This is a genomic window from Mycobacterium paraterrae (assembly GCF_022430545.2).
GTDB classification, from domain to species: domain Bacteria; phylum Actinomycetota; class Actinomycetes; order Mycobacteriales; family Mycobacteriaceae; genus Mycobacterium; species Mycobacterium paraterrae.
Genome location: NZ_CP092488.2, coordinates 2,971,316 through 2,992,465, shown reverse-complemented (window position 1 = coordinate 2,992,465; position 21,150 = coordinate 2,971,316). Strand labels below are relative to the sequence as shown.

Below are 21,150 nucleotides of genomic sequence, written 5' to 3'. Positions count from 1 at the left end.
CTCGGTTCAGTGCCGATGGGTGTTGTCGGGCTGACGCGGGTCGCCGGGATGCTCGTAGCCGTGCGCGAGCTGTACCAGGTCGGCGCGGCGTTGGTCCAGCCATACCCGGAACGCGCGACGCCGTGCGGCGGCCCGTAGGTGCTCGGCGATCACGGAACGCACCTCCGGAAGTGGTGGGATGGTCGTCGCTGGGGAACGCCAGCCGTGGTGGTCCGGCCGAGAGCCAGCGAACCGTAACGGGTTTCGGTCGTGGTAGGCGGCGACGTCGTCGTCGCTCACCGCAACATCGGCGGTGATGCGGGCGAACAGCGCTCGCGCGCGGGGGTCGGCGAGGGCGGCGGCGGCGATACTGCCGATCTCGAGTCGGGCGGCGATGTCGGGCAGCAGGTCGTCCTCGGCGGGGGCGTTGTCAAGATCGACGTCGAGGACCTCGGCTTCGACGGCGACGACGCGTTCGGTGACGATGAGCTGAGTGAGCCAGCGCCGCAGCTGCCTGCCTTCACTGGTGCCAACGGCGGGTAGGGCGGCCGCCAGCGGCCCGTCACGCAGCCGCGCCTCGCGGGCGTCGAGCTCCTCGACGGGCACCGGAACTCCTTGCACGACAGCGATAGTCATTGCACGATCACCTTCACGGCGGGCGAGTACACGAGTCGGCCGGCGCAGCCGATCCGGATCAGTGCCCACCACTGACCTGGCTCCACCCAGGCCGGGGGGTTCACGTCGAAGCCGATATCCACGGTGCCGCGGGCCGGCACGACGGCGCCCAGCACGGCGGGGCCGATCCATTCCCATGTCCCCCACGGGCTGATCAGGTGGGCCTCCAGACTCAGGTCGCCACCGGCCTTGCTGACGATGGTGGCGGTCAGCCGGGCCGAATCACCCGCAGCCACAACAACGTCCGTCGGCTCCTTGGACAGCTGGATGAGCCCGCTGTCGTCGGCGCCGCCCACCGAGATCAGCGCGACGTCCTCGACCACCTGACGCCAGGACGTCGGAACCCCGACCTCGGTGACCGCCAGTTGCGCGCGCACCGGATACACCCCGGGTTCGACACCGCCGGGCGTGGTCACCACGAGGTCGGCTTCGAGATGTTGGCCCGCGGGCAGCGTGAAGGGCAGCGCAGCGGGCTGGGCCGACCAGCCGGGCGGGCAGACCACCGACACGGTTCCCGTCAACGACGCATCGGTGCTGTCGCTGGCCAACGTGAGGCGCAACGACACCTCGGCGTCCGGGCCGGCGGTGAGCTGGTGCGGGTGCAGGTGCGCGACGGCCGGCAGGCCTCCCAGCGGCGCCGGCCCTCGGTTGTGTAACCAGTAGCGCGCATACAAGGGTTGCGCGGCCTCGGCGTCCGTTGCCAGCGAGTGGTTTTCGGCGTCGAATAGCCGCGGCAGGTCGATGCGCGCCAAGGCCGTGCCGATCTGGTGGCCGTGCAACGCCCTCAGGTGTTCGCGGCCTAGCGCCCGCTCCAGCAGGTCGGCGGACCGCAACTCCGACATCGTTCCCAGCGGCGAACGCACGTCGAGCGTGGCGTCCCCGCCCTGGGTTTCGACCAGGCGCAGCGCCACATGACCCGGGTCGACGCGCTGGGCGCTGCCGTGCGCGAGGGGGTTGCCGGCCGCCTTCAGCGCGCCCAGCTGCACCGCACCCGCGGGTTCGACCTGTAGCAGCGAACCGCTCGCGGGCAACCCGCCGGGCGATCCCGACGACGTCACGGCTAGCAGTGGATGGGAGAACTCGGCGCTGCGGGCGGGGATTTCCGCGCGACGCCAGTCACCGCCGCCACACACCAGCGCGTAGTCGAAAGTGTGCGTCCAGTGCTGCAATTGGAACGCGGAGCCGTCGGGGGCGGTGCGCCGCGGCTCGTCGATCCAGATGCCGGAGGGCCAACCGGTGCACGACCGCATCAGCGCGGTGTGCAAGGTGCCGTCGGTCTCGACGGCGAAGCTGGGCACGCCGCGGTTGCACAGGGCGACCGTGCGCGATTCGAAGCCCCGCAGACCGGTCGCGGCGCGCTGCTCAACAGCGATCTCGGCGTCGGCGAGGTCGTCGACGAGCGCCGCAATCGCCATGGCGAGGTGTGCGTCGTCGCGCCCGGCGATCACCAGCACCGGCAGCGCCCGCGGATCGCGCAGGTCGGCGTCGGGAATCCAGGCATCAGCCAACGGCGTGGCCGCCGGCACCCACACTCGGGCGCAGCCGGTGTCGGCGAGCTGCCGGTCGACCTCGCGGGCGTAGACCGGATCGGCGGCCGCCAACACCGTCTCGGTAAACACGTTGCGGCCCAGCGTGATCCGGGTATCGGGCAGGTTGGAGTCGACGCCGAGCAGCCCGTAGCGCGGCTTGTCGGCGCTGCTGCAGGTCGCGGTGACCCCGGCCCGCACCAGCGCCACCACCAGGTCGCGGGCGAGGCGGCCGCCGGCAGCCTCCGTGGGCGCCACGACCTCGGCGACCGACACCGCCCGCACACCTTCACCGGCGCGCACCCGCGCCGCCGACGACAACCCGAACCACCCGTACGCCGGGTTGTCCAGCGTCCACGGATGGTCAGCCGTGTCCACCGCCGAGTCGGAGTCGTTGTGCAGCAACGCGAAACCGCGACCTACGACGGCGTCGCCCACCTCGCTGACTGGCATCGCGCCCGGCACCGGACACGGCCACCGCAGCCGCAGCAGCCGGTCTTCACCGACGAAGTCGTCGATGGTGGTGGCACAGTCGACGCGGTCGACCCCGCGCCACAGTGTCAATGTCTGGGTGTATCGCAATAACTCGCCGATCCGACCGCGGACCACCAGCCGTCGCCCCAAGGGACTGCGGTAGGCCTGGACCTCCGCAGCTGACTCCGACGAGCCGATCACCGGTCCTTTCGGCAGCAGGTGCCAGGGGCCTTCGCCGCCGGTCGGATGCGCCGGGTATTCCTCGTAGACGGCCAGTTCGTTGCCGACTCGGCCCTCGGCGATCAGCTGTGTGCCGTCGCGAATCAGCGAGACCACTCCCCCGCCACGCGCCGGGTCGACCGCCAACCGGTAGTGCTCGTTGGCAATCTCGTTGCCGTCCAGCGGCTTCCAACCACCGTCGGGGTCGCCGGCGGCGAGGCGATACGACCGCCAACCCACCGAGAGCACGTCGCGGGCCAGCCAGCTGACCGTCGTTCCGCCGTGTTCGACCAACGTGGGCAGCGCCGTACCGTCGTGGTCGAGCACCTGGACGCCGGCACCGAGGGGCTCTGCCAGCCGGGCCGTGACGATGTCGGTCCTGTTGTGCGCCAGCGTGTTCCACACGACCATGTCGCCGTCGACCGCGCCGGACAGCAGTGCCAGCGAGTTGTCCCGGGCCGCGCGGCCCAGCTCCCATGCATCTCGCCAACCGGTCAACAGGTCGAGGTAGACCTGGTCGGACTCCGAGCCGGTGATCGCGTCGTGATGCGCGCCGTAGGCCAACTGAACCCACGCCTTGGCGAGCGCGGCGTGCGGGTAGTCGGCGCCGCCGACCACACCGGCGAACACCGCAAACTTCTCCGCATCGAGCACCGCGTCCTCGGCGGCGCGGTTGGCCTGTTTGGTGTCGATGAACGACACGTCCTTGCCGGTGTAGATCGGGTTCATGTCCCGGGTCTGCGGCGACGGCGTCTCTCCGCGCTCGTCGAGCTCGGTGCGCACCGCGGCGAAAAACTCGCGCGGCAACGCACAGACGAACCGCGGCCAGGTGTACCGCGCGCCCCAGTCGCGATGAATCTCGGTGACCCACTTGTTCGGTGGCGTGTAGTCGGTGCCGACGGGCAGCAGCACGTTGCGGGTCAGCGCGACCTTCTTCAGCTCGGTGAACAGCTCGTAGCAGGCCCGCTCGGCTTCGGTCACCGTCGTCGACTCGTCCATCCACCAGCCCGCCGAATAATGCGCCGGCATGTAGTGGGTCAGCAGGCCGCGGCCCGACGGCGAGATCCACTCGAACTCGCTGCTGAACTGCATGCCCGACACGCCGCCCTCACTGTGCATCGGGCCCCACTGGTGGTGTGGTCCGCGGGCCCACGAACTCGAGGTCAGCCCGGCGTCCGCGGCCATTCCCGGAAACTGCGGGTCGTGACCGAAGACGTCGAGCTGCCATGCGGTCTCGGGTTCGCCGCCAAGCACGTCGCGCTGAAAACCGATGCCGTGGACGAAGTTCCGGATCGTGGTCTCGGGGCTGGTGAGATTGGTGTTGGGCTCGTTGTACGTGCCGCCCATGATCTCCACGCGGCCCTGCCTGATCAGCCGGCGCAGGTCGGCCCGGTCCTCGGGATGGGTGTCCCAGTAGGGCTTGAGATAGTCGACCTCGGCGAGCACGAACTTGTATTCCGGTTCCCGACGGGCCATTTCGAGATGCGCGTGCACCAACTCGAACGCGTTGGTCTGACGAGCCCGGCCGGGCGGATCCTCGGTCCACACGCTGGTGTAGGCGCCCTGGGTGTTCCACCACACCGGGTCGTAGTGGAAGTGGCTGATCATGAACATCGTCCAGCCCGGCTCGGCGACGACGAAGTCGAACGTCGCCGTGGCCGCTCCGGCGTGCACCGTGGCCGCCCGCGTCTGCCCGACCACCGGACGCTCGACCGACACCGGCACTTCCACAGCGCCGTCGACCACGCCCCACGCAGATCCGCTGAGCCCGTCACCGGAAACGCGGACCTCGACCGGCTCGGCAACGCCGTCCAGCGTCACCCGGACCAGCTGCACCGGCGCGTCCGCCGGGCCCACGAAGAGATCGGTCGACTCCGCCGACGTCACCTGCATTCCCGCACCCTACGACGCAGATGTCGGCCCGGGGTGCAAGGCTTGCGACACGTCAGGAGAAAGGACCGTCGATGCCTGCTCTCGCCTCGCCCGTCGCTGACGAACGCAGCGCGCTACGTGAATACCTCGCCTTTCACCAGAGCGCGTTTTTCGCGGTGGCCTACGGGCTGACCGACGAACAGGCCCGCTCGTCGCCGTCGGCCAGCGACCTGTCGATCGGCGGGTTGATCAAACATGTCACCGCCATGCAGCGCACCTGGATGTCGCGGGTCGCCGCCGCGCCGGACGCCCCACCGCGCGATCCCCGGTCGTTCGACGAGATCGCCAGGGATTTCGCCGACCAGCACGTGATGACGGCCGACGAGACGCTCGACGGCCTGCTGGAGAAGTTCGAGGCCGAGTGCGCGAACTCGCTGCGCTTGGCCGAGACGGCGGACCTCGACGCGAAAGTGCCGGTGCCGCAGGATATCCCGTGGTTTCCGAAGGGCATCAAGGATTGGTCGGTGCGGTGGGTCATCTTGCACGTGATCAACGAGCTGACCCGGCACTCCGGTCACGCCGACATCGTCCGGGAAAGTATCGACGGCGCCACCATGTACGAGCTGGTCGCCGCGCTGGAAGGCTGGTCGATCGACGGCTGGGTGCAGCCCTGGAGGCCGGATGGAGAGTCGTAGCGGCCTAACGCGCAGTAACGGCGCGAAAAACACTGTCGAGCTTTACTACGAAGACCTCGGCGACCCGAAAAACCCGGCGGTGCTGCTGATCATGGGCCTGGGCGCCCAGCTGCCGATGTGGCCGGACGGCTTCTGCGCGCAGCTGGTCGACGCGGGCTACCGGGTGATCCGGTTCGACCACCGCGACACCGGCCTGTCGGCGAAGATGCACGGCCAGCGCGCCGCAGGATCGGTGTACCGCCGGGTCGGCCGCTATCTGGTCGGCCGGCGCAGCCGGGTGCCCTACACCCTCGAAGACATGACGGGTGACGCCGTCGCACTGCTCGACCATCTCGTCATCGGCCGGGCGCACGTCGTCGGCGCCTCGATGGGCGGCATGATCGCCCAGATCCTGGCCGCCACCGAACCGGCGCGAGTCGCGTCACTGGCCGTCGTGATGTCGACCACCGGCAAGCCGTTCTCCCGGCTGCCCGCCTGGCGAGTGATCCGGCTGGCGTTCAACGCGCCCGCCAAAGACGCCACCGACGAGGAGAAGCTTGCGTTCGAGGTGCGCAATGTCGCGGTCTTCAACGGCCCCAATTTCCTGCCGCCGGAATCCGAGCTGCGCCACCGCGTCCAACAGTTGGCGCAGCGGTCGACCTACCCGCCCGGCGTGCTGCGCCAGTTCGACGCCGTGCTGGGCACCGGCAGCCTGCTGCGCTTCAGTAAGGCGATCACCGCGCCGACGGTGGTCCTGCACGGCTCCCACGATCCGATGCTTCGGCCCGGCAACGGCCGCGCCGTCGCCGCCGCCATCCCGGGCGCCCGCTACGTGGTGATCGACGGCATGGGCCACGACCTTCCCGAACCGGTGTGGCGGCCGATTGTCGAGACGCTGACGGAGAATTTCGCCAGGACCGCCGGGCCGTGAGCGGGGTCACAAGAATTGTGACTTGAAAGAGCCGTTTTGGCAGACTGCACCAATGAGTTCCAACAACCACCGCGGGGTTGCCAGGCTTGACCGGGTACCACTACCGGTCGAAGCGGCGCGCATCGGCGTGACCGGTTGGCAGCTCACCCGCACCGCAGGCCGCATCCTGACCAAGCTCCCGACCAAGGGCCCGCTACAGCAGAAGGTCATCAAGCAGCTTCCGCAGACCTTCGCCGACCTGGGCCCGACCTACGTCAAATTCGGCCAGATCATCGCCTCCAGCCCCGGCGCCTTCGGCGAGCAGCTGTCCCGCGAATTCCGCGGCCTGCTCGACCGCGTTCCGCCGGCCGACAAGGACGCCGTGCACAAGCTCTTCAAAGAGGAGCTCGGCGGCGACCCGAAGGACCTGTTCGCCCACTTCGACGAAGAGCCCTTTGCCTCGGCGTCGATCGCGCAGGTGCACTACGCCCGCCTGCACACCGGCGAAGAGGTCGTCGTGAAGATCCAGCGGCCGGGTATCCGCCGCCGCGTGGCCGCCGACCTGCAGATCCTCAAACGCTTCGCGCAGGCCGTCGAGCTGGCCAAGCTGGGCCGCCGGCTGTCCGCGCAGGACGTCGTCGCCGACTTCTCCGACAATCTGGCCGAGGAGCTGAGCTTCCTGCTCGAGGCGCAGTCGATGGAGGCCTGGGTCTCCCACCTACACCCGTCGCCGCTGGGCAAGAACATCCGCGTGCCGCAGGTGTACTGGGACCTGACCTCCGAGCGGGTGCTGACCATGGAACGGGTCCAGGGCATCCGGATCGACGACGTCGCCGCCATCCGCAAGGCCGGCTTCGACGGCACCGAATTGGTCAAGGCGCTGCTGTTCAGCCTCTTCGAAGGCGGGCTGCGGCACGGCCTGTTCCATGGCGACCTGCACGCCGGCAACCTCTATGTCGACGAAAAAGGCCGGATCGTGTTCTTCGACTTCGGCATCATGGGCCGCATCGACCCGCGGACCCGCTGGCTGCTGCGTGAGCTGGTGCACGCCCTGCTGGTGAAGAAGGACCACGCCGCGGCTGGCAAGATCGTCGTGCTGATGGGTGCCGTCGGCACCATGCGACCCGAGGCCGAAGCCGCCAAGGACCTGGAGAAGTTCGCCACACCGTTGACCATGCAGACGCTCGGGGAGCTGTCATACGCCGACATCGGCAAGCAGCTGTCCGCGTTGGCCGACGCGTACGACGTCAAGTTGCCGCGCGAGCTGGTCCTCATTGGCAAGCAGTTCCTCTACGTCGAGCGCTACATGAAGCTGCTGGCCCCCAAGTGGCAGATGATGTCCGACCCGCAGCTCACCGGATACTTCGCCAACTTCATGGTCGAGGTCACTCGCGAGCACAACGAATCCGAATTAGAGGTCTAACGCATGCAGATCCGAACCGGCACGGCACGTTCGGGCGACTTGGACATCTACTACGAGGATCTGGGCGAGCCGACCGACCCGGCCGTCTTGCTGATCATGGGCCTGGGCTCGCAGCTACTGCTGTGGCGTGACGGGTTCTGCGAGAAGCTCGTCGCCCAGGGGCTGCGGGTGATCCGCTACGACAACCGCGACACCGGCCTGTCCAGCAAGACCGAGCGGCGCAGCAACGGCGGCGCGATGATCCCGAACATGGTCAAGTTCTTCCTGGGCATTCCTGGAAAAGCCGACTATCGGCTCGAAGACATGGCCGACGACGCTGCCGCGATCCTCGATCACCTCGGCATAGACCGCGCCCACATCGTCGGGGCCTCGATGGGCGGCATGATCGCCCAGATCTTCGCGGCACGCTTCAAGGAGCGCACGCGATCGCTGGCGGTGATCTTCTCCAGCAACAACCGGCCATTCCTGCCGCCGCCGCATCCGCAGGCGCTGTTGGCCGTGCTGCGCGGCCCGTCGCCCAAGTCGCCGATCGAGGTGATCGCCGACTACTCGGTGAAGGTGTGGCGGATCATCGGTAGCCCGCGCTACCCAACTCCCGAGCAGCAGCTGCGCGACGACGCGATCCGGGCCTACGATCGCTGCTACTACCCGTGGGGAACCGCCCGGCATTTCAGCGCGATCATCGCCAGCGGCAGCCTGGCCCACTACGACCGCCAGATCACCGCGCCGACCGTCGTATTGCACGGCAAGGCCGACAAGCTGCAGCGGCCGTTCGGCGGCAAGGTGGTGGCCCGCACGATCCCCGGCGCCCGCCTGGTGTTGTTCGACGGCATGGGTCACGACCTTCCCGAAGAATTGTGGGATCAGATCACCGGCGAGCTGACCACGACCTTTGCCGAAGCCTGATCCAGAAATCCGCCGATTCGGCCTGACCAGCGAAAGCGACTAGGCTGACCGGTGAATCGTCGGGGGGCGAACAGTCACATCCAGCACGGATGTCATCGAGAAATCCAGGAAGGCGCGCAGCGCAATGGCACAAAAGCTGAGGCCGCATTTCGAAGATGTGCAGGCCCATTACGACCTGTCCGACGAGTTCTTCGCACTCTTCCTCGACCCAAGCCAGACCTACAGCTGCGCCTACTTCGAACGCGACGACATGACGCTCGAAGAGGCCCAGCAGGCCAAGGTCGACTTGGCGCTGGGCAAGCTTGGCCTGCAGCCCGGCATGACGCTGCTCGACGTCGGCTGCGGCTGGGGTAGCACGATGCGCCGCGCGGTGGAGAAGTACGACGTGAACGTCATCGGCTTGACGCTGTCCAAGAACCAGGCCGAATACGCTCAGAAGACGCTCGACGCGATCGATAGCCCCCGGTCCAAGGAAGTCCGCCTGGCCGGCTGGGAACAGTTCAACGAGCCCGTCGACCGGATCGTCTCGATCGGCGCCTTCGAGCACTTCGGGCACGACCGCTATGACGACTTCTTCACGATGGCCTACAACGCGCTGCCTGACAACGGCGTGATGCTGCTGCACACCATCACCGCGCTGGTGCCGGCGCAGATGACCGAGCGCGGCATGCCCCTGACGTTCGAGCTGGCCCGATTCATGAAATTCATCGTCGACGAGATCTTCCCGGGTGGCCGGTTGCCGTCCATCGAGATGGTCGAGGAGCGATCCGCGAAGGGCGGGTTCACCCTCACCCGGCGGCAGTCCCTACAGCCGCATTACGCCCGCACGCTGGACTGTTGGTCCACCGCGCTGGAGGCGAACAAGGACAAGGCGATTGAGATCCAGTCGCAGGAGATGTACGACCGCTACATGCACTATTTGACCGGTTGCGCGAAGGGATTCCGGGTCGGCTACGTCGACGTCAACCAGTTCACGCTGGAGAAATAGTCGCCACTTCATCCAATAAACGACCATGTTGGGCGTTCCTTGGACGCGACTTAGGTATGGTGCTTTCGCAACGTGGGGGGCGTCATACCCCGGGCCGTAGGAAAGGGTAAGCAACGCTGATGTCTGAAAAGCAAGATGGTTCGATTACGACTCGAACGCGTCCGGAGGACATTCAGGCGCACTACGACCTGTCCGACGACTTCTTTGGACTGTTCCAGGATCCGACGCGGACCTACAGCAGCGCCTACTTCACCCGCGAGGACCAGTCGCTCGAGGAAGCCCAGATCGCCAAGGTCGACCTGAACCTTGACCAACTGGACCTCAAGCCCGGTATGACGCTGCTCGACATCGGCTGCGGTTGGGGCACCACAATGCGCCGTGCCGTAGAGAAGTACGACGTGAACGTCATCGGCCTGACGCTGTCCAACAACCAGCACGCCCGCGCCCAGCAGATCCTGGACAGTGTGGACACCGACCGCACCCGCACGGTCCTGCTGCAGGGCTGGGAAGACTTCCACCAGCCGGTCGACCGGATTGTGTCCATCGAGGCCTTCGAGCATTTCGGCTTCGAGAACTACGACCACTTCTTCAAGAACACCTTCAGCATCATGCCCGACGACGGGCGGATGACCGTGCAGAGCAGCGTGGCCTACCACCCCTACGACTTGAACGCGCGGGGCAAGAAGATCACCTTCGAGACGGCACGTTTCATCAAGTTCATCCTCACCGAGATCTTCCCCGGCGGTCGGCTGCCGTCCACCGGCATGATGGTCGAGCATGGCGAGAAGGCTGGTTTCGTTGTGCCCGAGCCGATTTCGCTGCGCGAGAGCTACATCAAGACCTTGCACATCTGGGGCGACGCGCTGGAAGCCAACAAAGACAAGGCGATCGAGATCCAGAGCGAAGAGGTCTACGAGCGCTACATGAAGTACCTGCGCGGCTGTGAGTTCTACTTCTCCGAGGAGATGCTGGACGTCAGTCTGGTGACCTACCTGAAGCCTGGCGCGGTCGCCGCGTAACTTTTCTCGGCGGTCTGTCGGATCGGGCTCGCGCCATTCGTCGGACAGGTAGAGAGTGGGACACAGGGTTCTGCTCACTACCGGAGGTGACGACCATGCAGTACCTCGCTTTGCTGATCAGCCAGGAGCGCGCACTCACGCCCGACGAGCGCGCCCAAGGGATGGCGGCTTACCAGAGCTTCCACGCCAAGGCCGGATCGGCGATCCGTGCTGGCGACGCGCTGTTGCCGCAAGCCGCCGGGGCCCGGATCACCGGCGGGCCTGACGCGCCGACCGTGAGTGACGGCCCGTTCGCCGAGTCGGCGGAAATCGCAGCCGGTTACTACGTGTTCGAGGCCGACAATCTCGACGACGCGCTGGCGCTGGCCCGGGACATTCCAGCCGCCCAGCACGGCGCGATCGAGGTACGCCCGATCGTGCACACCATCGACGAGGCGTGGTCCCGTCACGACGCCGGGTGGCTGGCCCTGCTCCTCGAGACACCACAGACCGCTAATACACCGGGCACGCCGGAATGGGAAGCCGAGGCGGTCCGGCACGGCGAATTCGCCGCTGCTGCAGGCGATCACATCGTCGGCGGTGCGGCCCTGCACGAGGCCGCGACGGCCACCACCGTCCGCGTCCGCGACGGCGAGGTCTTGCTCACCGACGGCCCGTTCGCCGAGAGTGCCGAGATCGCGACCGGCGTCTACCTGCTGTCGGCTACCGACCGCGACGAGGCCGTCAAGCTGGCGTCGATGATTCCCGCTTCCGCTGTCGAGCTGCGGCAGTTGGCCGGTGTCTCCGGGCTCTAGCCCATCAATGGTCAACCTGGACGGCGTCTTTCGGCGCGAGTGGGGCCCGGCCGTGGCCGCGCTGGCCCGTTGGTCAGGCGACCTCTCCGTCGCCGAAGACGCCGTTCAGGAGGCCTTCGCCGAGGCACTGCGGGCCTGGCCGCGCGACGGCGTGCCGGACAACCCCGGCGGTTGGGTGCTGACCGTGGCACGCAACCGCGCCCGCGACCGGTTGCGTCGTGAGACGACCCGTCCGGGAAAGGAATTGGCAGCTGTGATTGACGAGGTTTACCGGCGCACCGAGGCGGACGTCCACCCGGTCCGCGACGACGAGCTGCGGATGATGTTCACCTGCGCGCACCCGGCCCTCGACCGGTTGTCGCAGTTGGCTTTGACACTGCGGCTGGTGTCGGGTCTGACCGTCGCCGAGATCGCCCGCGCGCTGCTGCAGACCGAAGCGGCTGTCGGCCAACGCATTACCCGCGCCAAGACCAAGGTTCGGCACGCCAAGATTCCGCTGCGGGTGCCGCCGGCCGAGCTGTTGCCGGAGCGCACGCCGCACGTGCTCAGCTGCATCTACTCGGTGTTCACCGAGGGCTACTGGTCGACCGCCGGACCGTCGGCGATTCGCGACGAGCTCTGCGACGAGGGTGTGCGGCTGGCGTCCGAGTTGTGCACGCTGATGCCCACTGAACTCGAGGCCCACGCACTGGCGGCCCTTGTGCTGCTGCATGATTCACGACGCTCGACGCGGGTGGACGCCGACGGCGCACTGGTCCCACTCGAGGAGCAGGACCGTCACCGCTGGGACCGCGGCCGGATCGCGCGCGGCCTGGAGCGGCTCAAGCAGGCCCGTGGATCGACCGGACCCTACCTGCCGCAGGCGGTGATCGCGGCCCTGCACGCGACGGCACCGTCGTGGGAGCACACCGACTGGCGCACGATCTGCACGGCCTACGACAAGCTGGTGACGATGACCGATTCGCCCGTCGTGCGGGCGAATCGTGCGCTGGCGATCGGCTTCCGCGACGGCCCGGACGCCGGCCTGGCCGCGCTGGAGCAGGTCGCTCATGACCCGCGGCTATCCCGATCCAACTTGGTCGCGTCGGTGCGGGCCGACTTGTTCCGCCGAGCCGGCCGCCGCGACGACGCGCTTATCTGGTATCGAACAGCTCTGGAGTCCAACGGTTCTGACCCGGGCCGCGAGTATCTGCGGCGACGGATCGTCGAATGCGGCGGCTAGTGCCCGCGGTGGCCCAGCTCGCCGTTGAGGTACAGCGCCCGGCACGCCCGGCGGGCGAGCTTGCCGCTGGTGGTACGCGGGATCGAGCCCGCCGACACCATCAGCACGTCGGCCAGCGGCAGGCGGTGGCGCCGCGAGACCGCCGCGCGGATCGCGTCGACCACCGTTTGCGGGTCGGCCCGACCCGCGCCGGGCGCGCGCTCGGCGACGATCACGACCTTCTCGCCGGCGTCGTCGGCAGGGACGGAAAACGCGGCGACGTAACCTGATCGGACCTTCGGCGACGCCTCAGCCGTGGTGGCCTCGATGTCCTGCGGGTAATGGTTGCGGCCGTCGACGATGATCATGTCTTTGATCCGACCGGTGATGTGCAGCTCGCCGTTGAGGTAGACTCCGAGGTCGCCGGTGCGCAGCCAGGTGGCATCGGTGGGCGCCCCGTCGGCGTGGCTGCCAGTCGGCAGCCTGCGCTGGAGTTTGTTGCCGAAGACCCGCTCGGTTTCGTCGGGCCGCCCCCAGTAACCCTGTCCGATGTTGTTGCCGTGCAACCAGATTTCGCCGACTTCACCGTCGGGGACTTCCACTTCGGTGTCGGTGTTGACGATGATGCCCCATTGGCTGCGAGCGATCCGGCCACACGACACCGACGGGACGGCGTTGGGCGCGTCCGGCGACACCGGAACCGCAAGGTCGTTGCTCAACTTCTCGCGGTCGAGATAAACCACAGACGGCGCGGCGGAGAGGTCGATGGTCGACACGAACAGCGTCGCCTCGGCCATGCCGTAGGACGGCTTGACCGCCGTGCTCGGCAACCCATAGGGGGCGAACGCCTTATTGAACTTCTCGATCGAGCTGATCCGCACCGGCTCGGAGCCGTTGATCAACGACACCACGTTGGTCAGGTCGAGATCTTCGCCCTCGTCGGGAAGCCCGCGCTCGACGGCCAATTCGAACGCGAAGTTCGGCGCCGCGGCGAAGGTCGGCCCAAATTTCGACTCCGAGGCGAGTTGGCGGATCCACCGCAGCGGCCTGCGCACGAAGGCTGTGGGCGACATCAGGGTCACCTGGGTACCGAAGACCGCGACGCACACGATCTGCAGTAGGCCCATGTCGTGATACAGCGGCAACCAGCTGACGCTGCGGATGTCCCAGTCGATCCCGGTCGAGATCACCATCTGCAGCACGTTGGTGCCGATCGCACGGTGCGTGATTTCTACGCCGACCGGCGCCCGCGTCGAACCCGACGTGTACTGCAGGTAGGCGATGTCGTCGGTGTCGACCTCAATCTGCTGGAACGTCGCACCGACCGAGTCGGGAACTTCGTCGATCGCGATCACCCGCGGCCGGCCGGCCCGCGGCAGCGAGCGGACGAACTCTCCGACGGCCGCGGCCGCGGCAGAGGTGGTCAACACCACCGACGGCTTGGCGTCGCTGAGCACGGCGTCGAGGCGTTCGGCGTGGCCCGGGAACTCCGGCGCGAACAGCGGCACGGCGACGTCGCCGGCTTTGATCGCGGCGAAGAAGCCGACGATGTAGTCGATGCCCTGCGGCGCCAGGATCGCCACCCGGTCGCCCTTGGAGGTGACCTGTTGCAGGCGGGCGCCGACGGCCCGCAACCGGGAGCCCAGTTGACCCCACGTCAGCTCGATCGCCCTGCCGTCGGTGTCATGGGAGTAGTCCAGGAACCGGTAGGCGATCGCGTCGCCGATCTCGTCGATATGGCGGTCCAGGAACGTCACCAGGCTGACGCCATCGGGCAGCACAATCTCGCCGTCTGCATCGAGGTAGTCAGTCAACTCAGGGCGTTGAAACCGACTGCCCTCGTTTTTGCGGGCGTGTGGCATGAGGAGAGTCTAAGAGACGTGACCGCGGTTCACAGTGAGCACCCGACCGCGAACCGCCGTCTGATTTAGGCCTCGGCGAAGTTCCGGGTAACCGCCGGGTCGACCGGAATGCCTGGTCCGGTGGTCGTGGAGACCGTGATCTTCTTCAGATAACGGCCCTTGGACGACGACGGCTTGTGCCGCAGCACCTCGTCGATCGCCACGCCGTAATTCTCAGCGAGCTGCTTCTCGTCGAAGGACGCCTTGCCGATCACGAAGTGCAGGTTGGCCTGCTTGTCGACGCGGAAGTTGATCTTTCCGCCCTTGATGTCCGAGACGGCCTTGGTGACATCCGGGGTGACGGTGCCGGTCTTGGGGTTCGGCATCAGGCCACGCGGACCCAGGATGCGCGCGATCCGGCCGACCTTGGCCATCTGGTCCGGCGTCGCGATCGCCGCGTCGAAGTCCAGGAAGCCGCCCTGGATCTTCTCGATCAGGTCGTCGCTGCCGACGACGTCGGCGCCGGCCGCGGTGGCCTCTTCGGCCTTCTCACCGACGGCGAACACCGCGACGCGGGCGGTCTTACCGGTGCCGTGCGGCAGGTTGACCGTGCCGCGGACCATCTGGTCGGCCTTGCGGGGGTCCACCCCGAGCCGGATCGCGACCTCGACGGTCGCGTCCTGCTTGGTCGACGACGTCTCCTTGGCCAGCTTCGCGGCCTGCAACGGGGTGTAGAGGTTGTCGCGGTCGACCTTCTCAAGCGCCGCGCGATATGCCTTGCTGTTCTTGCTCATTGATGCATCCAATCTCGGTGTTGGGTTGTGGTTGTATTTGTCGGTCGGACTCCTCCTCAGGCCGTTACCGGCCTGCATCGTCGTTCCGACTACGGGCCGAAGCTGGCCCTCCCACGTTTCGACGTAAACGTCGATTATTCGACGGTGATTCCCATCGACCGGGCGGTGCCGGCGATGATCTTGGCGGCCGCGTCGATGTCGTTGGCGTTGAGGTCGGCCTTCTTCGTCTCGGCGATCTCGCGGACCTGGTCCCAGGTGACCTTGGCGACCTTGGTCTTGTGCGGCTCGGCCGAGCCCTTACCCACCTTCGCGGCCTTGAGCAGCAGCCGGGCAGCCGGCGGCGTCTTCAGTGCAAAGGTGAAGCTGCGGTCCTCGTAGACCGTGATCTCCACGGGCACGACGTTGCCGCGCTGGCTTTCCGTCGCGGCGTTGTACGCCTTGCAGAACTCCATGATGTTGACGCCGTGCTGGCCGAGCGCCGGACCGACCGGCGGAGCCGGGTTGGCCGCACCGGCCTCGATCTGCAGCTTGATCAGCCCGACGACCTTCTTCTTCGGGGCCATGAGTGTTGGTGTTCCTTTCTGGTTGCCGGACTCCTGAGCGGGGCTCCCCGCTGTCGCCCGACGTCGTAACTAAATCTTCGAGACCTGGGTGAAGCCCAGCTCCACAGGTGTTTCGCGGCCGAAGATGGACACCAGCACCTTGAGTTTCTGTTGTTCGGCGTTGACCTCGTTGATCGTCGCCGGCAGCGTGGCGAACGGGCCGTCCATGACGGTGACCGACTCGCCGACCTCGTAGTCCACCTCGACCACGGGACGTTCCAGACCGCCTTCGGCCACCGCGGTGGCGGTGGAAGCGGCGCCCTTGGCGGGCTTCTTCGCGGCTCCCTGCGGCAGCAGGAACTTCACCACTTCGTTGAGCGTGAGCGCCGACGGCTTGGAGGTGGCACCGACGAACCCGGTGACACCCGGGGTGTTGCGCACCGCGCTCCACGACTCGTCGGTCAGGTCCATTCGAACCAGGATGTATCCGGGCAGCACCTTGCGGTTGACCTGCTTGCGCTGGCCGTTCTTGATCTCGGTGACCTCTTCGGTGGGCACTTCCACCTGGAAGATGTAGTCGCCGACGTCCAGGTTCTGCACGCGGGTCTCGAGGTTCGCTTTGACCTTGTTCTCGTAGCCGGCGTAGGAGTGGATCACGTACCAGTCGCCCGGCTTGGAGCGAAGTTCGGCCTTGAGTGCGACGGCGGGGTCGACGTCCTCGTCCTCGGCCGGGGTCGCGGGCGCGGCGGCGTCGTCGGCTGTGTCGACCGACGTCTCAGCATCGGCCGTTTCGGCTGCGTTGTCGGTGACCTCGTGCAGCGCGGCTTCGATGTCGACCGTCTCACCCACCGGCTGCTCGCCGTCGGAGGTAGTCACGGTTGTCTGGGTCCTTCCTAATAATTCAGCGCGTGGTGATCGTCGTCTTCAGAGCTCAGCCGAACACCAAGAGCACTAGCTTGGCCAAGCCCAGGTCCACCAGGCCGATCAACGTCACCATGAACACCAGGAACGCCAACACCACCGAGGTGTAGGAACTCATCTGTTTGCGGTTGGGCCAGATGACCTTGCGCAGTTCGCCGACGACCTGCTTGAGGTATGTGATGACGAAGACCAACGGGTTGTTCGACGGCTCGCCGGACGCCTTCTTGGCCTTCTTCGCCTTCTTCGACGTGGTGTCGCTGTCGTCGGCGTCGCTGTCGGTGAGCTCGACCGCTCCAGACTGCTCGGTCTCGGCCCGCTGACGGGACCGCTTGCCGCTGGGCCGCTGCGGGCGCGTCACGACTGCCGTACGAACGCCTTGCGCGTCGTCGGTGCCGTCGGCTGCGGCGTCGGCATCGTCGCGTTCGTCGCTCACCGCATGCTCCTTCGTTCACTCGTGTGTGTGATGGTCACCTTCTCCAGTGTCCACCTTTTCAGGTCCGACTCCTCCTCGGGCCGGAACCGGCCCGCATCGTCATCGAACGCCTTTCAGGTCCGACTCCTCCTCGGGCCGGAACCGGCCCGCATCGTCATCGAACGCCTTTGCAGGGGCGACAGGACTTGAACCTGCAACCTGCGGTTTTGGAGACCGCTGCTCTGCCAGTTGAGCTACGCCCCTTCGCTGGTTGGCAGGCCAACCTGCGCGTGTCGGGGCCTTCCAGGAAGCGCGCTTCGCCCACTGAAGGGAAAATACGCTGATCCTGGGAAAACCCCGAGGTACGAGTGTACAGCGGAGCAGGTGTCAGGTACTAATCACGCGGTCCTGACGACCTGGCCGCTTTCCATGTCCCACTTGAGGTTGACCGAGTTGTCGCCCTCGTGGCCCATCATCGTGGTGTAGGCCTCGAGCACGAGCTCACCGTGCTGATCGGTCAGCGTGTTCTTGGTGACGACGATGTCGGCACCGAAGCGCTCGTTGACCGAGTCGATGACCATCCGGGCATGCAGTTCGTCACCGACCAGAATCGGCCTGTGGTACAGAAACTGCTGGTCCACCTGGACGATCTGCATGGTGTCGTAGCCGGTGTCGACCTTGCGCATGAAGTCGGCCTGGACGAGTTTCGCCAGGATCGTGACAAACGTCGGCGGCGCGACCAGCGAGTCGTAGCCGAGATCGGCCGCGGCCTTCTCGTCGAAGTGGGCAGGGTCGGTCGCGAGCACCGCCTTGGCGAAGGCGCGAACCATCTCGCGGCCGACCACGAAACTGTCCGGGTAATCCCAGACCATTCCCCGGATGTCGGTGTTGATCGCCACGGCTAGGCCAGCTTCGCCGAGGCGATCGCCCGACCGAAGATCTTCTTGCCGTCAGTGGTGGCCGTCAGGGCGATCGTCACCGACTTGCTTTCCGGGTCCACCGATTTCACGCGGCCGCTGAAAACGATCTCGGCCCCCTTGCCGTCGTTGGGTACCGGCACCACCGCGGTGAATCGCACGTTGTACTCGGTCACCGCGCCGGGGTCGCCGACCCAGGAGGTGACGAAGCCGCCGCCGATGCCCATGGTCAGCATGCCGTGCGCAATCGCGGTGTCGAGCCCGACGACCTTGGCGATCTCGTCGTCCCAGTGGATCGGGTTCAGGTCACCGGAGACGCCTGCATAGTTCACCAGGTCCTGGCGGGTCAGCGGATATACCTTCTCGGGCAGCTGGTCACCCACCTTCACCGACTCGAATTCACGCAGTGGCATCGCTGAAACCCTCTTCTCCCTCACCGGCCCGGCCCGCCAGGGTCGTATAGCCCTCTTGCACAACGTCACCCGATTCGTCGGTGACGATGTTCTTCAACACAATGATGTCGGTCCCGTGGGCCTGCCGAACCGAGTCCACGTAGACGTCGCAGTACAACTTGTCGCCGGCCTTGATCGGTCTCAGCAGTTTGAGCACCTGGTCGACCTGCACGATCTGGGCGTCCTGAAGGCCGATGTTGGCGTCCTCGAAGAACGAACGCTGCGCGCGGTAGCCGAACACCGAGATGAACGTCAGTGGCGCCAGCAGCGAGTCGTGACCCAACTCGGCGGCGGCCTTCTCCTCGAAGAAGGGGGCGTCGTCGTTCTTGACGGCTTCGGCGTATTCGCGGATCTTTTCCCGCTCGACCTCGTAATGATCGGGGTAGCGGTAGTGCCTTCCGACGATTTTTTGGCCCAACGACACAGCTCTTGAACCTACCTAGTCGATCTGAGTAGATAGCTGACGCCGAGCGTCAGCGTGTCTCGCGGTGCGCCTGGTGCTTGCCGCAGTTGGGGCAGAACTTCTTCAGTTCCAAGCGGTCGGGGTCGTTGCGGCGGTTCTTCTTGGTGATGTAGTTGCGGTGTTTGCACACCTCGCACGCCAAGGTGATCTTGGGCCGTACGTCAGTGCTGGAGGCCACGTCGATTCTTCTTTCCGGTCTTCGTTGTTGTCTTGTAGCGATGGCCGGACTTGAACCGGCGACCTAACGATTATGAGTCGTTCGCTCTAACCAACTGAGCTACACCGCCTCGCCTACGGGCCACCTGCCTGCTCGGCGTCCGCCGAGCCCCCTAACGGAATCGAACCGTTGACCTTTTCCTTACCATGGAAACGCTCTACCGACTGAGCTAAGGGGGCCGCACCCGAAGATCACTCGGGCCTAAAAGAGGGTACAGGTTGCCGCGCGAGCGCACCAAAACGGAGAGGTGCGACCCGCAGCCCTGAACCCGCTTAGGCTGTTCGGGTGCCCGACGCCTCTTCCGCAGACCAGCTGTACTTCCGCCAACTGCTCTCCGGCCGCGACTTCGCCCGGGGCGACGGGATCGCGGCGCAGATGCGCAACTTCGCCTACCTGATCGGCGACCGGCAAACCGGCGACTGCCTGGTCGTCGACCCCGCATACGCGGCCGGCGATCTGGTCGACGCGTTGGAAGCCGACGGGATGCACCTGTCCGGAGTGCTGGTCACCCACCACCATCCTGACCACGTCGGTGGCTCGATGATGGGCTTCGAGCTCAAGGGCCTGGCCGAATTGCTCGAGCGGGTCAGCGTCCCGGTTCACGTCAATTCCGAAGAGGCGCTGTTCGTCTCGCGTATCACCGGAATCCCGATGAGCGACCTGACCTCGCACGAAAATGGCGACAAAGTCGACGTCGGCGACATCGAGATCGAGCTATTGCACACGCCGGGACACACGCCGGGCAGCCAATGTTTCTTGCTCGACGGCCGTTTGATCGCCGGCGACACACTTTTTCTCGAGGGCTGCGGTCGCACCGATTTTCCCGGCGGGGATTCCGACGAGATATTCCGCAGCCTGCAAAAACTTGCACAGCTGTCGGGCGATCCGACAGTATTTCCCGGACACTGGTATTCGGTAGAGCCAAGCGCCTCGTTGTCGGAGGTCAAGCGTTCAAATTACGTATACCGGGTGTCAAATTTGGAACAGTGGCGAACTCTGATGGGCGGGTAGCGAGCGCTGACGAAGTCGTCCGCGAATTTTCACGCGACCAAGCGCGTGGTGTAAACGAAAGCGATGGGTTCTTCGATGGAATGGATCCGCGATCGGTGGCATGAGGTGGCGGGTACCGGATCCGCGACCTGGCTGGCATGGGCGGTGTGGGCACTGCTTGCGCTGGGCGTCATCGCCCTGATCTACGCGAACGTCCAAATCCGCCGGAACCGTCGTCTGGCCGCGGAAGAAAACCGCCCGCACGTCAGCATGTTCATGGAGCCACACGCCGCCGATTGGCACGTGATCGAGCTGGTGGTCCGCAACTTCGGCAAGACCTCGGCCTACGACGTCTCGTTCACCTTTCCCCAGCCGCCGACCGTCGCAGAGTACGAGAACGCCACCGACGGCTACGCCGACGTCGTCGAGCTCCAGCTCCCCCGCCAGCTGCCGACGCTGGCCCCCGGCCAGGAGTGGCGGACGGTGTGGGACTCGGCGCTGGACCGCAGCGAACTCGGTGAAGGCATCGAGTCGCGATTCCCGGGCACCGTGACCTACTACGACCGGGCCGAGGTTCCGCGTGGCTGGAAGTTCTGGCGGCCCCGGCGGCGGCCGCTGGAAACCAAGGTGGTGCTCGACTGGGCGTCGTTGCCACCGGTGCAGCGCATCGAGCTGATGACCAACCACGACCTGGCCAAGCGCGAAAAGCAGAAGCTGGAGCTGTTGCGCAGTCTGCTGACTTACTTCCACTACGCCACCAAGGAAACGCGGGCAGACGTGTTCCGCAGCGAGATCGAGCGGATGAACCGCGCCGTCGACGAGACCAAGGACCGGTGGCGCACTCGCCAGATCGACGCGCCGCCGACCGACGTCAGCCTGCGCTGGGGTAACGCGCAGGAGGAACTCGGCAAGCACCGCAGCGAACGCGTCTGATTCAATCG

21 protein-coding genes and 3 tRNA genes are annotated in these 21,150 nt (G+C 66.3%); 10 read left to right on the top strand and 14 right to left on the bottom strand.

All coding sequences use genetic code 11. The annotated features are described in order from the left end of the window. Positions 1–6: 6 nt before the first annotated feature. On the bottom strand, positions 7–615 hold the full coding sequence (locus tag MKK62_RS14355) for a DUF7158 domain-containing protein (RefSeq protein ID WP_240260093.1): 609 nt from the start codon (positions 613–615) through the stop codon (positions 7–9). Continuing rightward, positions 612–4,766, bottom strand: coding sequence for a glycoside hydrolase family 38 N-terminal domain-containing protein (locus tag MKK62_RS14350; protein WP_240260111.1), 4,155 nt, complete (start codon positions 4,764–4,766; stop codon positions 612–614). The genes MKK62_RS14355 and MKK62_RS14350 overlap by 4 nt, the downstream gene beginning before the upstream one ends. Before the next feature lie 71 nt (positions 4,767–4,837). Between MKK62_RS14350 and MKK62_RS14345 the strand changes: the two genes are divergently transcribed. The 8 genes from MKK62_RS14345 (at position 4,838) to MKK62_RS14310 (ending at position 12,681) form a co-directional block, all read left to right on the top strand. Then, a complete protein-coding gene (locus MKK62_RS14345; RefSeq protein WP_240260113.1) occupies positions 4,838–5,440 on the top strand; it encodes a DinB family protein in 603 nt (200 codons plus the stop codon). Then, a complete protein-coding gene (locus MKK62_RS14340; protein WP_240260129.1) occupies positions 5,427–6,350 on the top strand; it encodes an alpha/beta fold hydrolase in 924 nt (307 codons plus the stop codon). The genes MKK62_RS14345 and MKK62_RS14340 overlap by 14 nt, the downstream gene beginning before the upstream one ends. A gap of 52 nt (positions 6,351–6,402) precedes the next feature. Then, on the top strand, positions 6,403–7,752 hold the full coding sequence (locus tag MKK62_RS14335) for an ABC1 kinase family protein (RefSeq protein WP_240260131.1): 1,350 nt from the start codon (positions 6,403–6,405) through the stop codon (positions 7,750–7,752). A 3-nt stretch (positions 7,753–7,755) separates the two neighbouring features. Beyond that, positions 7,756–8,658, top strand: coding sequence for an alpha/beta fold hydrolase (locus MKK62_RS14330; RefSeq protein ID WP_240260140.1), 903 nt, complete (start codon positions 7,756–7,758; stop codon positions 8,656–8,658). Between the two features lie 124 nt (positions 8,659–8,782). Continuing rightward, on the top strand, positions 8,783–9,646 hold the full coding sequence (locus tag MKK62_RS14325; protein WP_240260149.1) for a cyclopropane mycolic acid synthase family methyltransferase: 864 nt from the start codon (positions 8,783–8,785) through the stop codon (positions 9,644–9,646). A gap of 119 nt (positions 9,647–9,765) precedes the next feature. Then, on the top strand, positions 9,766–10,665 hold the full coding sequence (locus MKK62_RS14320; protein WP_240260161.1) for a cyclopropane mycolic acid synthase family methyltransferase: 900 nt from the start codon (positions 9,766–9,768) through the stop codon (positions 10,663–10,665). A gap of 95 nt (positions 10,666–10,760) precedes the next feature. Further along, a complete protein-coding gene (locus tag MKK62_RS14315; RefSeq protein ID WP_240260168.1) occupies positions 10,761–11,459 on the top strand; it encodes a YciI family protein in 699 nt (232 codons plus the stop codon). A 7-nt stretch (positions 11,460–11,466) separates the two neighbouring features. Continuing rightward, positions 11,467–12,681, top strand: a complete 1,215-nt coding sequence (locus tag MKK62_RS14310) for an RNA polymerase sigma factor (RefSeq protein ID WP_240260170.1) — start codon at positions 11,467–11,469, stop codon at positions 12,679–12,681. Here MKK62_RS14310 and MKK62_RS14305 read toward each other — a convergent pair. The 12 genes from MKK62_RS14305 to MKK62_RS14250 all read right to left on the bottom strand — a co-directional run bounded on the left by MKK62_RS14305 (position 12,678) and on the right by MKK62_RS14250 (position 19,398). Next, a complete protein-coding gene (locus MKK62_RS14305; RefSeq protein WP_240260172.1) occupies positions 12,678–14,522 on the bottom strand; it encodes a fatty acyl-AMP ligase in 1,845 nt (614 codons plus the stop codon). The two genes, MKK62_RS14310 and MKK62_RS14305, sit on opposite strands and share 4 nt — an antisense overlap. Before the next feature lie 65 nt (positions 14,523–14,587). Beyond that, entirely contained in the window at positions 14,588–15,295 is a 708-nt protein-coding gene (rplA, locus tag MKK62_RS14300; RefSeq protein ID WP_240260174.1) for a 50S ribosomal protein L1, read from the bottom strand. A 134-nt stretch (positions 15,296–15,429) separates the two neighbouring features. Beyond that, on the bottom strand, positions 15,430–15,858 hold the full coding sequence (rplK, locus tag MKK62_RS14295) for a 50S ribosomal protein L11 (protein ID WP_240260178.1): 429 nt from the start codon (positions 15,856–15,858) through the stop codon (positions 15,430–15,432). A gap of 69 nt (positions 15,859–15,927) precedes the next feature. Next, entirely contained in the window at positions 15,928–16,713 is a 786-nt protein-coding gene (gene nusG / locus MKK62_RS14290; RefSeq protein ID WP_240260190.1) for a transcription termination/antitermination protein NusG, read from the bottom strand. A 55-nt stretch (positions 16,714–16,768) separates the two neighbouring features. Further along, positions 16,769–17,191, bottom strand: a complete 423-nt coding sequence (gene secE, locus MKK62_RS14285) for a preprotein translocase subunit SecE (RefSeq protein ID WP_240260192.1) — start codon at positions 17,189–17,191, stop codon at positions 16,769–16,771. Between the two features lie 170 nt (positions 17,192–17,361). Next, positions 17,362–17,434: transfer RNA gene (locus MKK62_RS14280), tRNA-Trp, on the bottom strand. Between the two features lie 134 nt (positions 17,435–17,568). Beyond that, the gene (hadC, locus tag MKK62_RS14275; protein ID WP_240260200.1) at positions 17,569–18,069 is read right to left on the bottom strand and encodes a (3R)-hydroxyacyl-ACP dehydratase subunit HadC; all 501 of its coding nucleotides are present in this window, start codon (positions 18,067–18,069) and stop codon (positions 17,569–17,571) included. Between the two features lie 2 nt (positions 18,070–18,071). Continuing rightward, a complete protein-coding gene (gene hadB / locus MKK62_RS14270) occupies positions 18,072–18,500 on the bottom strand; it encodes a (3R)-hydroxyacyl-ACP dehydratase subunit HadB (protein WP_240260209.1) in 429 nt (142 codons plus the stop codon). Continuing rightward, a complete protein-coding gene (hadA, locus tag MKK62_RS14265) occupies positions 18,487–18,963 on the bottom strand; it encodes a (3R)-hydroxyacyl-ACP dehydratase subunit HadA (RefSeq protein ID WP_240260224.1) in 477 nt (158 codons plus the stop codon). Before hadA ends, hadB begins: the two co-directional genes overlap by 14 nt. A gap of 49 nt (positions 18,964–19,012) precedes the next feature. After that, positions 19,013–19,180: a 50S ribosomal protein L33 gene (gene rpmG / locus MKK62_RS14260; RefSeq protein WP_003898538.1), complete on the bottom strand. Its 168-nt coding sequence runs from the start codon at positions 19,178–19,180 to the stop codon at positions 19,013–19,015. 35 nt (positions 19,181–19,215) lie between these two features. Beyond that, positions 19,216–19,289 (bottom strand) — tRNA-Met (locus MKK62_RS14255). 36 nt (positions 19,290–19,325) lie between these two features. Then, positions 19,326–19,398, bottom strand: a tRNA-Thr gene (locus MKK62_RS14250). A 106-nt stretch (positions 19,399–19,504) separates the two neighbouring features. On the opposite strand from MKK62_RS14250, the gene MKK62_RS14245 reads away from it, so the two are divergent. Together MKK62_RS14245 and MKK62_RS14240 are read left to right on the top strand one after the other, a co-directional pair. Next, positions 19,505–20,230: an MBL fold metallo-hydrolase gene (locus tag MKK62_RS14245; protein ID WP_240260225.1), complete on the top strand. Its 726-nt coding sequence runs from the start codon at positions 19,505–19,507 to the stop codon at positions 20,228–20,230. 63 nt (positions 20,231–20,293) lie between these two features. Further along, complete coding sequence (locus tag MKK62_RS14240; protein WP_240260226.1) at positions 20,294–21,142, top strand: DUF8453 domain-containing protein; 849 nt, start codon at positions 20,294–20,296, stop codon at positions 21,140–21,142. Positions 21,143–21,150: the final 8 nt, after the last annotated feature.

Excerpts from the sequence above, each read along its gene's own strand:
- MKK62_RS14355 (WP_240260093.1), bottom strand. The coding sequence starts at position 615 with ATGACTATCGCTGTCGTGCAAGGAGTTCCGGTGCCCGTCGAGGAGCTC.
- MKK62_RS14350 (WP_240260111.1), bottom strand. The coding sequence starts at position 4,766 with ATGCAGGTGACGTCGGCGGAGTCGACCGATCTCTTCGTGGGCCCGGCG.
- MKK62_RS14345 (WP_240260113.1), top strand. The coding sequence starts at position 4,838 with ATGCCTGCTCTCGCCTCGCCCGTCGCTGACGAACGCAGCGCGCTACGT.
- MKK62_RS14340 (WP_240260129.1), top strand. The coding sequence starts at position 5,427 with ATGGAGAGTCGTAGCGGCCTAACGCGCAGTAACGGCGCGAAAAACACT.
- MKK62_RS14335 (WP_240260131.1), top strand. The coding sequence starts at position 6,403 with ATGAGTTCCAACAACCACCGCGGGGTTGCCAGGCTTGACCGGGTACCA.
- MKK62_RS14330 (WP_240260140.1), top strand. The coding sequence starts at position 7,756 with ATGCAGATCCGAACCGGCACGGCACGTTCGGGCGACTTGGACATCTAC.
- MKK62_RS14325 (WP_240260149.1), top strand. The coding sequence starts at position 8,783 with ATGGCACAAAAGCTGAGGCCGCATTTCGAAGATGTGCAGGCCCATTAC.
- MKK62_RS14320 (WP_240260161.1), top strand. The coding sequence starts at position 9,766 with ATGTCTGAAAAGCAAGATGGTTCGATTACGACTCGAACGCGTCCGGAG.
- MKK62_RS14315 (WP_240260168.1), top strand. The coding sequence starts at position 10,761 with ATGCAGTACCTCGCTTTGCTGATCAGCCAGGAGCGCGCACTCACGCCC.
- MKK62_RS14310 (WP_240260170.1), top strand. The coding sequence starts at position 11,467 with ATGGTCAACCTGGACGGCGTCTTTCGGCGCGAGTGGGGCCCGGCCGTG.
- MKK62_RS14305 (WP_240260172.1), bottom strand. The coding sequence starts at position 14,522 with ATGCCACACGCCCGCAAAAACGAGGGCAGTCGGTTTCAACGCCCTGAG.
- rplA (WP_240260174.1), bottom strand. The coding sequence starts at position 15,295 with ATGAGCAAGAACAGCAAGGCATATCGCGCGGCGCTTGAGAAGGTCGAC.
- rplK (WP_240260178.1), bottom strand. The coding sequence starts at position 15,858 with ATGGCCCCGAAGAAGAAGGTCGTCGGGCTGATCAAGCTGCAGATCGAG.
- hadB (WP_240260209.1), bottom strand. The coding sequence starts at position 18,500 with ATGCCACTGCGTGAATTCGAGTCGGTGAAGGTGGGTGACCAGCTGCCC.
- MKK62_RS14240 (WP_240260226.1), top strand. The coding sequence starts at position 20,294 with ATGGGTTCTTCGATGGAATGGATCCGCGATCGGTGGCATGAGGTGGCG.